Origin of the sequence: Saccharothrix xinjiangensis (assembly GCF_039527585.1) — a bacterium.
GTDB classification, from domain to species: Bacteria; Actinomycetota; Actinomycetes; order Mycobacteriales; family Pseudonocardiaceae; genus Actinosynnema; species Actinosynnema xinjiangensis.
Map to the genome: position 1 here is coordinate 112432 of NZ_BAAAKE010000026.1, position 12368 is coordinate 124799.

General features: G+C 71.2%; 14 protein-coding genes. 5 read left to right on the plus strand and 9 right to left on the minus strand.

The window, feature by feature from the left end:
• Positions 1-2 precede the first annotated feature (2 nt).
• The 8 genes from ABD223_RS34790 to ABD223_RS34825 all read right to left on the minus strand — a co-directional run bounded on the left by ABD223_RS34790 (position 3) and on the right by ABD223_RS34825 (position 7495).
• Entirely contained in the window at positions 3-848 is an 846-nt protein-coding gene (locus ABD223_RS34790; RefSeq protein ID WP_344040983.1) for a carbohydrate ABC transporter permease, read from the minus strand.
• Positions 848-1804 carry a carbohydrate ABC transporter permease gene (locus ABD223_RS34795; protein WP_380646531.1) on the minus strand — a complete coding sequence of 319 codons (957 nt, stop codon included), beginning with the start codon at positions 1802-1804 and terminating at the stop codon, positions 848-850. The genes ABD223_RS34790 and ABD223_RS34795 overlap by 1 nt, the downstream gene beginning before the upstream one ends.
• Complete coding sequence (locus ABD223_RS34800) at positions 1801-3060, minus strand: ABC transporter substrate-binding protein (protein ID WP_344040984.1); 1260 nt, start codon at positions 3058-3060, stop codon at positions 1801-1803. Before ABD223_RS34800 ends, ABD223_RS34795 begins: the two co-directional genes overlap by 4 nt.
• Positions 3061-3252: 192 nt before the next feature.
• Entirely contained in the window at positions 3253-3744 is a 492-nt protein-coding gene (locus ABD223_RS34805; RefSeq protein ID WP_344041021.1) for a general stress protein, read from the minus strand.
• Positions 3745-4116: 372 nt separating this feature from the next.
• On the minus strand, positions 4117-5313 hold the full coding sequence (locus tag ABD223_RS34810) for an acyl-CoA dehydrogenase family protein (protein WP_344040985.1): 1197 nt from the start codon (positions 5311-5313) through the stop codon (positions 4117-4119).
• A gap of 166 nt (positions 5314-5479) precedes the next feature.
• The gene (locus tag ABD223_RS34815; RefSeq protein ID WP_344040986.1) at positions 5480-6190 is read right to left on the minus strand and encodes a DUF4276 family protein; all 711 of its coding nucleotides are present in this window, start codon (positions 6188-6190) and stop codon (positions 5480-5482) included.
• Between the two features lie 127 nt (positions 6191-6317).
• A complete protein-coding gene (locus tag ABD223_RS34820; protein ID WP_344040987.1) occupies positions 6318-6491 on the minus strand; it encodes a hypothetical protein in 174 nt (57 codons plus the stop codon).
• Positions 6492-6535: 44 nt separating this feature from the next.
• A complete protein-coding gene (locus tag ABD223_RS34825) occupies positions 6536-7495 on the minus strand; it encodes an HpcH/HpaI aldolase/citrate lyase family protein (protein ID WP_344040988.1) in 960 nt (319 codons plus the stop codon).
• Between the two features lie 115 nt (positions 7496-7610).
• Between ABD223_RS34825 and ABD223_RS34830 the strand changes: the two genes are divergently transcribed.
• The 4 genes from ABD223_RS34830 to ABD223_RS34845 are packed head-to-tail and all read left to right on the plus strand — an operon-like array spanning position 7611 to position 10583.
• Complete coding sequence (locus ABD223_RS34830; protein WP_344040989.1) at positions 7611-7946, plus strand: hypothetical protein; 336 nt, start codon at positions 7611-7613, stop codon at positions 7944-7946.
• The gene (locus tag ABD223_RS34835) at positions 7943-8785 is read left to right on the plus strand and encodes an aminoglycoside phosphotransferase family protein (protein ID WP_344040990.1); all 843 of its coding nucleotides are present in this window, start codon (positions 7943-7945) and stop codon (positions 8783-8785) included. The genes ABD223_RS34830 and ABD223_RS34835 overlap by 4 nt, the downstream gene beginning before the upstream one ends.
• A gap of 60 nt (positions 8786-8845) precedes the next feature.
• Positions 8846-10099, plus strand: coding sequence for a magnesium transporter MgtE N-terminal domain-containing protein (locus ABD223_RS34840; RefSeq protein WP_344040991.1), 1254 nt, complete (start codon positions 8846-8848; stop codon positions 10097-10099).
• Positions 10092-10583, plus strand: coding sequence for a DUF1003 domain-containing protein (locus ABD223_RS34845; RefSeq protein ID WP_344040992.1), 492 nt, complete (start codon positions 10092-10094; stop codon positions 10581-10583). Before ABD223_RS34840 ends, ABD223_RS34845 begins: the two co-directional genes overlap by 8 nt.
• 4 nt (positions 10584-10587) lie before the next feature.
• Here the strand turns inward: ABD223_RS34845 and ABD223_RS34850 are convergent, their stop codons facing one another.
• Positions 10588-11025: a MarR family winged helix-turn-helix transcriptional regulator gene (locus tag ABD223_RS34850; protein ID WP_344040993.1), complete on the minus strand. Its 438-nt coding sequence runs from the start codon at positions 11023-11025 to the stop codon at positions 10588-10590.
• Positions 11026-11184: 159 nt separating this feature from the next.
• Between ABD223_RS34850 and ABD223_RS34855 the strand changes: the two genes are divergently transcribed.
• Positions 11185-12318 carry an Mrp/NBP35 family ATP-binding protein gene (locus ABD223_RS34855; protein WP_344040994.1) on the plus strand — a complete coding sequence of 378 codons (1134 nt, stop codon included), beginning with the start codon at positions 11185-11187 and terminating at the stop codon, positions 12316-12318.
• The last annotated feature ends 50 nt before the right edge of the window (positions 12319-12368 follow it).

Genomic DNA, 12368 nt, shown 5'->3' on the forward strand with positions numbered 1-12368 from the left:
GTTCACCCCTTGACGGCGCCGGAGGTCAAACCGGCGACGATCCGACGCTGGAAGAACAACACGAACAGGATGATCGGGATCGTGATCACCACCGCCGCGGCGGCGATCGACCCGGTCGGGTCCTCGAACTGCGAGCTGCCGGTGAAGAACGACAGCGCCACCGGCACCGTCCGCGACGCCTCGGTCGAGGTCAGCGAGATCGCGAACAGGAAGTCGTTCCAGCAGAAGATGAACACCAGGATGGCCGTGGTGAACACGCCCGGCGCGGCCAGCGGCGCGATGACCCGGCGGAACGCCTGGGCGGGCGTCGCGCCGTCCATCTTCGCCGCCTTCTCCAGCTCCCACGGGATCTCGCGGAAGAACGCCGACAGCGTGTAGATCGCCAGCGGCAGCGCGAAGGTGATGTAGGGCAGGATCAGGCCCGGCCAGGTGTCGAACAGGCCCAGCGACCGCTCGATCTCGAACAGCGGCGACACCAGCGAGATCTGCGGGAACATCGCCACCAGCAGCGACACGCCCACCAGCGCCCGCTTGCCCGGGAAGTCCAGGCGCGCGATCGCGTACGCGGCCATCGTGCCGAACACCACCGCGATCGCCGTGGCGATGAGCGCGATGCCGATGGAGTTCACCAGCGCCCGGACGAACTCCGTGGTGGAGAAGATCGAGGTGTAGTTCTCCAGCGTCCACTGGCGCGGGATGAAGTTGCCGTCGGTCAAGGTCTCCTTGGTCTTGAACGACAGTGACGCGATCCACAGCACCGGGATCAGCGCGTACGCGACCACCAGCACGTTCAGGACGGTCCAGCGCGCCTTGCGCGCCGTCGTCTCGGCTCCGCCGATGCCCGCCATCAGCGCCTCCCCCCGCTGTCGCTGCCCGGGGCAGCGGTGCCGAACAGCTTCACGAAGACGAACGCGATGATCGCCACCGCGATGAAGATGAGCACCGACATGGTGGAGCCGATGCCCAGGTTCAAGCCCTTGATCAGGTTGTTGTAGGTCAGCATCGAGACCGAGGACGTGCCCTGCGACCCCGCGGTGAGCACGAACAGGTTGTCGAAGATGCGGAACGCGTCGAGCGTGCGGAACAGCAGCGCCACCAGGATCGCGGGCTTCATCACCGGCACGATGACCTTGGTGAACCGCTGCCACGCGGACGCGCCGTCCATCGCGGCGGCCTTGAGCAGGTCGTCGGGCACCAGCGCCAGGCCCGCCATGAGCAGCAGGGCCATGAACGGCGTGGTCTTCCAGATCTCGGCGAGGGTCACGACCACGAGGGCCGGGACCTTCTCGGTGAGCACCGGGCCGCCGCCCACCAGCTCGGCCAGGTAGCCGGTCTGCGGCGTCCAGGCGTAGCGCCAGGAGAACGCGGCGACCACCGTGACGATGCCGTACGGGATGAGCGAGGCGGTGCGCACGATGCCGCGGCCGACGAGCGTGCGGTGCATGATCAGCGCCAGGGCCATGCCCAGCACCAGCTCGATCGCCACGGACACCACGGTGATCACGACCGTGATCCACATGGCGTCCCACCAGTAGGAGTTCGACAGCACCGTGACGTAGTTGTCCAGGCCGACGAACTCGGTGCGGTCGGGGAACTTCAGGTCGTAGCGCTGCAACGACAGCCAGACCGAGTAGATGATCGGCCAGCCCGCGACCGCGGCCATGACCAGGATGGCGGGCGCGCACAGCAGCAGGCCCAGCCGGCGCTCGGCCTTCTTGCCCTCGCTCAGCGCGGCCCTCGCCTTCGGCGACAGCCCGGCCTTCCCGTCGTCGTGGGCGGGTTCGGCCTGGACGGCGTGGCTCACGGCAGCACCCCCTTGGAGTCGAGCGCGTCCTGCAACTCGGTCCGCAGGCGGTCGGCCGTGGCCCGCGGGTCGATGCTCGCCGGCGGCGAGAGGATGGTGGAGAGGATCGTGGAGACGTTCTGGTACGCGGGTGTCATCGGCCGCGCGCCCGCGGTCTTCAGCGTCTCCAGGATGGCTTCCCGCATCGGGTACGGCTCGGCCATCTCCGGGTCCTCGTAGACGGACTCGATGGTCGGCGGCACGCCGTCGTTGATCGCGGCGAGCTTCTGGTTCTCGGCGTTGCGCAGGCACAGCACCGCGTCGAACGACTGCTCCGGGTGCTCGGAGAACGCGCTGACCGCGTAGTTGAGGCCGCCGACGGTCACGCTGGACCTGCCGCCCTCGACCGCCGGGAACGGCGCCCACTTGAGGTTCTTGGTGAACGGCGAGTCCGGGTTGGCCTGCGCGGCGGCGTAGACGTAAGGCCAGTTCAGCATGAACGCGGCGTTGCCCGCCTCCATCGCCAGGCGCGCCTGGTCCTCGGCGGCGTTGGAGAACGACGGGTCGACCACCGGCGAGGTGGCGAAGGTCTTGAGCACCTCCAGCGCCTTGACCGCGCCCTCGTCCACCACGGCCTTCGTGCCGCTCTCGTCCACGATCCGCCCGCCGGCGGAGTTGACGAGCGTGTTGTAGAGGACGACCAGCCCCTCGTACTGCTTGCCGGTCGCCTCGACCAGGCCGGGCTTGTCCTCCTGGATGAGCCTCGTGCCCTGGTCGATCATCTCGGCCCAGGTCTTCGGCGGCGTCCGCACCAGGTCGCCCCGGTACCACAGGAGCTGGACGTTGGTGTTGTCCGGCGCGCCGTACAGCTTGCCCTCGTAGCGCGCCGTCTCCAGCGGCGTCTCCAGGGTGCCGTCCTCGACCTCGGCCTTCGGCTGCCCGGTGAACTCCCGGATCCAGCCCGCCTCGGCCAGCTCGGCGGTCCAGGTGACGTCCAGGCTCAGGACGTCCATCCCGGTGTCCTCGGCGGCGAGCCGGCGGACCATCTGCTCGCGCTGGCCGTCGGCCTCGCGCGGCAGCTTGTGGTAGACGATCTCGTAGCCGTCGGCCGCCGCGTTGCAGTTGTCGACGATCTTCTGGAAGTTCTCCTGCGGGTACTTGTAGACGTTGATGGTGATCCCGCCGTCACCCGAACCGCACCCCGCCAGCACGGACGTCGCGACCAGCGCGGCGGATCCGGCGGCGGCCAACCGATGACTCTTCCGCGTGCCCCTCATCGGTCCTGCCTCCTTCCCGACAACGGAGGGGCCAGACCTCAGAGCCCGGCACCTCGTCGTGCCCCCAACCGGTCGGCCGGGGGGCCTGACCGGTGGGACGAACCTAGGGCCGGTGATCAGGTGCCGCAACCACCGGAGCCCGAACGGCCCCTACCCGACGCCCGCCGGCGGCAAACCACGGTCCCTTCCGGATCAGTCCTTGCCCGCGCCGGACGGGCGCATGGCGAGGCGGGCGAGCAGGTCGCGCCCCCGCTCGGCGGAACGGGGCTGGCAGAGCACGTCGTAGCGGCCCGCGACCAGCTGGCTCGCGCTCTGGAAGTCGCGCTTGCCGCGCGTGGAGCCGTAGCCGACGGCGGCGAAGATGAGGCCGAAGCCGACGCCGACGACCAGGCCCGCGACGATCGGGCCGAGGCTCGCGCCGGGCGTGGTGTTGAACAGGCTCAGCAGGACGCCGACGAACAGGCCGAACCAGGCGCCGGACGCCGCGCCGGTGCCCAGCACGCGGCCCCACGTCAGGCGGCCGGTGACCCGTTCGACGAGCATCAGGTCGACGCCCACGATGGTGACCTCCTGGACGGGGAAGTCGTCGTCGGCGAGGAAGTCGACCGCGCGTTGCGCCTCCTCGTAGGTGCTGTAAGACCCGATGGGCCAGCCCGTCGGGGGCGTCGGCAGGCGCGGCGGCATGCCTGGCCGGTTCTGGCCTGAGAAGGAACTCGTCACGGGGACCACCTCTTCGCGGTGCTGATCTCCCCATCCTGCCAACACCAGGTGAAAGGCGCGAAACGGGTGAGCCGGAAACTAACGCGAACGTGATCCGGGGTACCCGCTCGGGCGCGTCCGCCGCGCCCCCGCGCTGGGCCGTCCGGCCGAACCCAAGATCACTTCGGACCGTCGAAGCCGCGCGAGTCGTACGTCCGGGTCCACCGTGTCGCACACCCGGGACCCCCGAGTTCGGCGTTCAGGACCCCGGGGGTCACGCGGTCGGGTGGTTCCGAACGTTGAACTCGGGGGTCCTGAACGTACGACACGGTGGTACCGAGCGTACGACTCGCGAGGTCAGGAGCGGGTGCGGTAGTCGCGGAGGAGGCCTCGGCTGATGATGGTCTTCTGGATCTCGCTGGTGCCCTCGCCGATCAGCAGGAACGGGGCCTCGCGCATCAGGCGCTCGATCTCGTACTCCTTGGAGTAGCCGTAGCCGCCGTGGATGCGGAACGCCTCCTGCGTCACCTCGGCGCAGTACTCCGAGGCGATGAGCTTGGCCATGCCCGCCTCGACGTCGTTGCGCGCGCCCGAGTCCTTCAGGCGCGCCGCGTTGACCATCATCAGGTGGGCGGCCTCCACCTTGGTCGCCATCTCGGCCAGCTTGAACGCGATGGCCTGGTGCTCGGCGATGGGCTTGCCGAAGGTCGTCCGCTGCTGCGCGTACTCGATGGCCAGCTCGAAGGACCGCAGCGCGATGCCGCACGCCCGCGCCGCCACGTTGACCCGGCCCACCTCGACGCCGTCCATCATGTGCCGGAACCCCTGGCCGGTCTCGCCGCCCAGCACCTGCCCGGCCGGGACGCGGAAGCCGTCGAAGACCATCTCGGTGGTGTCGACGCCCTTGTAGCCCATCTTGTCGATCTTGCCGGGGATGGTGAGGCCCGGCGCGACCTCGCCGTAGCCCTCGGGCTTGTCGACCAGGATCGCGGTGAGGTTGCGGTGCGGCTTGTCCGAGCCCTCGTCGGTGCGCACCAGCACGGCGGTCAGGTTGGACGTGCCGCCGTTGGTCAGCCACATCTTCTGGCCGGTGACGACGAGGTCGTCGCCGTCGCGGACGGCCTTGGTGCGGATGGCGGCCACGTCGGAGCCCAGCTCCGGCTCGGACATGGAGAACGAGCCGCGCACCTCGCCGGTCGCCATCCGGGGCAGGTAGTGGGCCCGCTGCTCGGGCGTGCCGTGCTGCTTGAGCATGTGCGCGACGATGAAGTGCGTGTTGATCACGCCGGACACCGACATCCAGCCGCGCGCGATCTGCTCGACCACCAGGGCGTAGGTGAGCAGGGACTCGCCGAGCCCGCCGAACTCCTCGGGGATGGTGAGCCCGAACAGGCCCATCTCCTTCATGCCCTCGACGATGTCGGCGGGGTAGGTGTCGCCGTGCTCCAGCGCCTGGGCGTGCGGGATGATCTCCTTGTCCACGAAGGTGCGGACCGTCGCCAGGATCTCCTCCTGGACGTCGGTCAGTCCTGCGGTCCGGGCCAGGCGCGCCATCGCGGTTCCCTTCGTCGCTCCCGTGGGTTACCGGCGAGTATGGACCGGTTAACGAGCGTTCGCGCCGCAAGAGTGCTCATCGCCACCCGCTGAACCGAAACAGGGGCCAGCCCGTGGCCCGCCGGCTCACCGGGGGGGTGCCGGTCGACGAGCCGCCGGCCCCGCGTCAGGCGCCGACCTCCAGCGCCCCGCCGCAGTGGCGGCACTCGTCGAAGAACACGTGGACGTCCCGGGAGCACTTCGGGCAGGTCCGGAAACTGCGCTCCAGCAGGTCGTCGGCAGGCCGTCGCCGGAACAACCGCCTCCGCTCGGCTCGATGTCGTGACACGCCAGCCACCATGCCCACGACCAGGGGCGTGATCGCCAATCGGGAGCGAGATCTGTGGGGATGCTCACCGGCGTGATCAGCGCTCGGTGAACGTTCCGTCACTCCTCGAAGGTCCGCAGCCCGGCGATCGCCGACCGCTTCGGCCAGGCAGCGCTCGACGTGCTCGATCCGTCGATAGGCATCGCCGGGCGGCCGATCCGCCATGCCTGGACAGGTGTTGGGGAAGGCGTAGTAGTCGAAGAGCGTGGTCAGGACATCGAGGCTGGTGTCGTTCAGCAGCAGCCGGACGTCCTTCTCCACCTGCGCCCAACTGGTGATGCCGCCTTTGTGCGACGGCCCTCCGGCCGGCCGCTTCGTCTTCACCGGGGACAGGCTCGTGTGCCAACCCGGCACTTCGAGATGAGGTCGGATGACCGCGTTGGCCACCGCTTCCTCGGTCTGCCCCTCCACCAGGAGGCGCACCCGCCGGAACGCGTTCCCGCCCGGCCGGCCTCCGATGATGTTCTTCTCCCACAGCTCGCCGTCGGACATCTGATCGGCGGAGAACACCGCGTCCGACTGGTGTCGTGGAAGTGGTGGACCCGGCAGCCCCGAAGCAACCGGACCGCGTAGCCGATGGCGCCGATCTCGTTGATCTCGTGCAGGCGTGTTTCACGGTGGCCCCGACCGAGGGCGATCACGTCATCCCGCGATTGGACTGTTCGACCAGCCGGCCGGGCAACTCGAACACCCGGATGGAGTTGCTCTTGCCCGCGCCGTTCGGCACGTTCAACCGGCCGAGGGACACCATCGCCTCGCGGATCGACGCGTACCCCTCGATCTCGATCGAATTCAGCTCCCGGTCGGCCACGCGGCCGCTCTACGGCCACGCGCCGACCGGGAGCCCGGCGAAGCTCAGCCCTCCGGCGGCGACCACACGTCCGTGCGCGACATGCCCGCCGCGCGCCCCTTCGACGAGATCACCAGCGCCATCTTCCGCGACGCCTCGTCGATCATCTCGTCGCCGAGCATCACGGCGCCGCGCTTGCCGCCCGCCTCCGACGTGTAGTGCTCGTAGGCGTCGAGGATGTTCTCGGCGTGGTCGTAGTCCTCCTGCCTGGGGCTGAACACCTCGTTGGCCGCGTCGATCTGGCCCGGGTGCAGCACCCACTTGCCGTCGAAGCCGAGGGCCGCCGAGCGGCTCGCCACGCGCGTGAACCCGTCCACGTCGCGGATCTGGAGGTACGGGCCGTCGATGGCCTGCTTGTCGTGCGCCCGCGCGGCCATGAGGATCGACATCAGGATGTGGTGGTAGGCGTCGCCCACGTCGTAGCCGGGCGGCTGCTCGCCGACGACCAGGGACTTCATGTTGATCGACGCCATGAAGTCGGCCGGCCCGAAGATGATCGTCTCCACGCGCGGCGAGGCGGTGGCGATCGCGTTGACGTTGACCAGGCCCAGCGCGTTCTCGATCTGCGCCTCGATGCCGATGCGGCCGACCTCGTAGCCCATGGTCTTCTCGATCTGCGTCAGCAGCAGGTCCAGGGCGTGCACCTGCTCCGGCGCCTGCACCTTCGGCAGCATGACGCAGTCCAGGTTCGCGCCCGCGCCCTCGACGACCTCGGTGACGTCGCGGTAGGTCCACTCGGTGGTCCAGTCGTTGACGCGCACGACCCGCGCGCGGGAGCCCCAGCCGCCCTCGTTGAGCGACGCGACGATGGTCTTGCGCGCGCCCGGCTTGGCCAGCGGCGCGCACGCGTCCTCCAGGTCGAGGAACACCTGGTCCGCGGGCAGCGTGCGGGCCTTGTCGATCATCTTCTGGCTCGACCCGGGCACGGCCAGGCACGAACGACGGGGGCGCTGCTGGTCGACCACTGTGGGGTACCTCCTCGTACCGGCCGGTAACTCCTGTGTTGCGAAGAGTGGCACGCACGCGGTGCGCCCGCTATTTCGTGAGTCCCGATTCACAGGTCCGTGGCAGGCTGAACCGGTGGAGATCGCACAGGTCCTGGACAACGCGCTGCGCAAGGCCGCCGCGGTGTGGGTCCGGCCCGACGGCCACGCGCCGCGGCTGGTGTGGGCGCTGTGGCGCGACGGCGCGGTGCTGGTCGCGGTCGGCGGCGCCGAGCAGGTCGTGCCGGGCCTCGCCGACGGCGTCGGCTGCCGGGTCACCGTCCGCTCGCCCACCACCCACTCGCACCTGGTCGACGTGGCCGCGACGGCCCGCCTGGTCGTCCCGGACGGCGACACCGCCGCCGCCCTGCGCGCCGCCCGCCTCAACACCCGGCCCGAGTGGGCCGACGTCTACCGCCTGGAGCTCGCGTGATCACGATCCCGGACGACTTCGCCACCACGCTCGGCGAGGGGGCCCTGGCGTGGCGGGAGACCCTGCCCGGCCTGGCGGAGGAGTTCTGCGCCCGCTGGGGGCTGACCCCCGACGGGCCCCTGCTCAACGGTTTCGTCGGGGTCGTGCTGCCGGTCCTCCGCGCCGACGGCGAGCCCGCCGCGCTCAAGCTCACCTGGGTCGACGAGGAGACCAGGCAGGAGCCGCTGGCGCTCAAGGCGTGGGACGGCGACGGCGTGGTGCGGCTGCTCGACCACGACGACGAGCGCGGCGCCCTGCTGCTCGAACGCCTCGACCACACCCGTGACCTGGAGCGGGAGCCGCTGGCGGAGGCGCTGGCGGTCACCGGCGGCCTGCTGCGGCGGCTGCGCGTCCCGGCCGGCCCGGAGTTCCGCCGGCACGAGGTGGGCGACCTGGTCGCGGAGAACGCCGGGTTGGGCGGGCCGGTGCCCGCGGTGTTCGCCGAGCGGGCGGTGGAGCTGGGCCGCGAGCTGGCCGCCACGGCCGGCGACACGCTGGTCAACGAGGACCTGCACTTCCAGAACGTGCTGCGCGGCGAGCGCGAGCCGTGGCTGATGATCGACCCCAAGCCGCTGGCCGGCGACCGCGAGTTCGGCGTGATCCCGTTGCTGTGGAACAGGTTCGGCGAGGACGACGTGCACGAGCGGCTGGCCGCGCTGTGCGACCTGGGCGAGCTGGACGCCGAGCGGGCCCGCGCGTGGACGTTCTACCGGGCGGTGGACAACTGGCTGTGGAGCGCCGAGTTCCACCCGGACGACCCGGCCGCGTGCTCCGAGCACATCGCCCGCGCCCTCTGGTAGTCCACAGTGGAACGCGGCGGGGCTCGGCGGCGCGCCCTCGCGCCGACTAGCCTGATCACCGTGGTAGCCGTGAACCGCGTCTTCGCCGCCCAGCTCGCCGGTCTGCCCGTGTTCGGCCCCGACGGGGAGTCCATCGGCAAGGTCCGCGACCTGGTCGTCGGCCTGCGCGTGGACCGCCAGCCGCCGCGCGTGCTGGGCCTGCTGCTGGAGCTGGCGACCCGGCGGCGGATCTTCGTGCCGATGCTGCGGGTGACCTCGATCGAGCCGAACGCGGTGACGCTCGCCACCGGCACGGTCAACCTGCGCCAGTTCCACCAGCGCGCCAACGAGGTGCTGGTGGTCGGCGAGCTGCTGGACGCCCCGCTGGCGCTGGCCTCGGGCGCGGCCGCGGTGCTGGTCGACGCGGCCATGGAGCCGAGCCGGACCCGCGACTGGCGGATGACGCGGGTCGCGGTGCGCGAGCGGACCGGCCGGCTGGCCCGGCGCGGCCCGGTGCAGGTGCTGCGCTGGGAGGAGCTGACCGGGCTGTCGGTGACCGAGCTGGCGGGCCAGCCGCAGGGCGCCCAGCACCTGGTGGCGGTGTTCGAGGCGATGCGCGCGGCCGACGTGGCGCTGGCGCTGCACGCGCTGCCGGCGAAGCGCCGCTACGAGGTGGCCGAGGCGCTGGACGACGAGCGGCTGGCCGACGTCATCGAGGAGATGGCCGAGGAGGACCAGAAGGACCTGCTCGCGTACCTGGACGACGAGCGCGCCGCGGACATCCTGGAGGCGATGAACCCGGACGACGCGGCGGACCTGCTGGCCGAGCTGCCCGAGCGGGAGAAGGACCGGCTGCTGGAGCTGATGGAGCCCGCCGAGTCGGCCCCGGTGCGGCGGCTGCTGGAGTACAGCTACGACACGGCGGGCGGCCTGATGACGCCGGAGCCGGTGGTGCTCGCGCCGGACGCGACGGTGGCCGAGGCGCTGGCGCACGTGCGCAACCCGGACCTGACGCCCGCGCTGGCCAGCATGGTGTTCGTGTGCCGGCCGCCGACGGCCACGCCGACCGGCCGCTACCTGGGCTGCGTGCACATCCAGCGGCTGCTGCGGGAACCGCCGTCGGACCTGGTGGCGGGCGTGCTGGACACCGACCTGACGACGCTGTCGCCCACCGCGTCGCTGGGCGAGGTGACCAGGTACTTCGCCGCCTACAACCTGGTGTGCGGCCCGGTGGTGGACGAGACCGACCACCTGCTGGGCGCGGTGACCGTGGACGACGTGCTGGACCACCTGCTGCCGGACAACTGGCGGGAAACGGGGTTGACCCATGCCTGAGCCGCAGTCGCGCCGGCGGCTCGACCAGCCGCGCACACCGGGCCGCATCCGGCTCTCGCTCGACCGGGACGCGTTCGGGCGGCTGGCCGAGCGGCTGGCCCGGTTCCTGGGCACCGGGACGTTCCTGTTCTGGCAGACGCTGCTCGTGCTCGTGTGGATCACGCTGAACCTGGTCGCGGTGTCGCTGCGCTGGGACCCGTACCCGTTCATCCTGCTCAACCTGGCGTTCTCGACGCAGGCCGCCTACGCCGCGCCGCTGATCCTGCTGGCCCAGAACCGGCAGGACGACCGGGACCGGGTGGCGCTGGAGGAGGACCGGGCGCGGGCGGCGCAGACGAAGGCCGACACCGAGTACCTGGCGCGGGAGCTGGCCGCGCTGCGGCTGGCCGTCGGCGAGGTGGTGACCCGCGACTACCTGCGCGGCGAGCTGGAGCGCGTGTTCCGGGAGCGCCGCAAGCACGCCAAGGACGACGTGCCGTCGTGACCGGTCACGGCTCGCCGGTGGCGAGCCGGTCGCAGGTGTGGCCGAACGCCTCCAGCTCGGCCGGCCCGAACTCGTCGGCGAAGTGGCGCACCACGCCCGTGAGGTGGGTGCCCGAGGCGATCCGCAGCCGCTCCAGGCCCTGCGGCGTGAGCACGGCGACCACGCCGCGGCCGTCGCCGTCGGCGCGTTCCCGCAGCACCAGGTTGGCGCGTTCCAGTCGGTCGACGAGCCTGGTCACGCCGGAGCGGGACAGCAGCACCGCCTCGGCCAGCTCGGTCATCCTCAGGCGGTGCTGCGGCGACTCGGCCAGTTGGACGAGGACGTCGTAGGCCGCGAGCGACAGGCGTTGCCCGGCGATCAGTTCGGCTTCCAGGACCCGAGTGAGCCGAGCATGCGCCCGGAGGAACGATCGCCACACCCCCAGCTCGGTTCGGGTGGGCAACCGGGCACTTCCGGTTTCCGGCACGAACACCAATGTTACGGAAAGCACGCAACCGGCTTCGCGCTGCCCCCGGGGCGGGGGCGACCAACCGGTAGCTTCGGTGGTGCACGGCCGCCGTAGCATGGCGGTTCCCACCACTTTTCGGCAAAGGCGCGCGCAGTGACTCTTCCTACCGTTGACGACGTGCACGAGGCGCTGGCCGGTGTCCAGGACCCGGAGATCCGGCGTCCGATCACCGAGCTGGGCATGGTGAAGGACGTCGCGGTCGGCGCCGGCGGTGTCGTGGACGTGGCGGTGTACCTGACCGTGTCCGGCTGCCCGTTGCGCGACAAGATCACCGCCGACGTGACGGCCGCCGTGTCCGCGCTGCCCGGCGTGACCGGGGTGCGGGTGGAGCTGGACGTGATGAGCGACGCGCAGCGGACCGAGCTGCGCAAGTCGCTGCGCGGCGGCGCGGAGGAGCCGGTGATCCCGTTCGCGCAGCCCGGGTCGCTGACCCGCGTGTACTGCGTGGCGTCGGGCAAGGGCGGCGTCGGCAAGTCGTCGGTGACGGTGAACCTGGCCGTGGCGATGGCCGCGCGCGGCCTGTCGGTGGGCGTCGTGGACGCCGACATCTACGGCCACTCGATCCCGCGGATGCTCGGCACCGGCGACCGGCCGACCCAGGTCGAGAAGATGATCATGCCGCCGCAGGCGCACGGCGTGAAGCTGATCTCCATCGGCATGTTCACCCCCGGCAACACCCCGGTGGTGTGGCGGGGCCCGATGCTGCACCGGGCGTTGCAGCAGTTCCTGGCGGACGTGTTCTGGGGCGACCTGGACGTGCTGCTGATGGACCTGCCGCCGGGCACCGGCGACGTGGCGATCTCGGTGGCGCAGCTGGTGCCGAACGCCGAGATCCTGGTCGTGACGACGCCGCAGCAGGCGGCGGCGGAGGTCGCCGAGCGGGCCGGGTCGATCGCGTTGCAGACGCGGCAGCGGGTGGCGGGCGTGATCGAGAACATGTCGTGGCTGGAGCTGCCGGACGGCACCCGCATGGACGTCTTCGGCTCGGGCGGCGGGCAGGCGGTGGCCGACTCGCTGACGCAGGCGGTCGGCGCGGACGTGCCGCTGCTGGGCCAGGTGCCGCTGGACCCGCGGCTGCGGGAGCAGGGCGACTCGGGCACGCCGATCGTGCTGGCGCACCCGGAGTCGGCGGCGGGGCAGGTGCTGTCGTCGGTGGCGGGCAAGCTGTCGACGCGGTCGCGCGGGCTGGCCGGGCGGTTGTTGAACGTGTCGCCCGCCGGGCGGTAGCCGGAGCGGATCGCCGAGAGGCCCCCGGGATGTCCCGGGGGCCTCTTTCG

Bases quoted from the DNA above. Each gene is read 5' to 3' on its own strand.
- ABD223_RS34845 (WP_344040992.1), top strand. From the start codon at position 10,092: ATGCCTGAGCCGCAGTCGCGCCGGCGGCTCGACCAGCCGCGCACACCG.
- ABD223_RS34790 (WP_344040983.1), bottom strand. From the start codon at position 848: ATGGCGGGCATCGGCGGAGCCGAGACGACGGCGCGCAAGGCGCGCTGG.
- ABD223_RS34800 (WP_344040984.1), bottom strand. From the start codon at position 3,060: ATGAGGGGCACGCGGAAGAGTCATCGGTTGGCCGCCGCCGGATCCGCC.
- ABD223_RS34805 (WP_344041021.1), bottom strand. From the start codon at position 3,744: ATGCCGCCGCGCCTGCCGACGCCCCCGACGGGCTGGCCCATCGGGTCT.
- ABD223_RS34810 (WP_344040985.1), bottom strand. From the start codon at position 5,313: ATGGCGCGCCTGGCCCGGACCGCAGGACTGACCGACGTCCAGGAGGAG.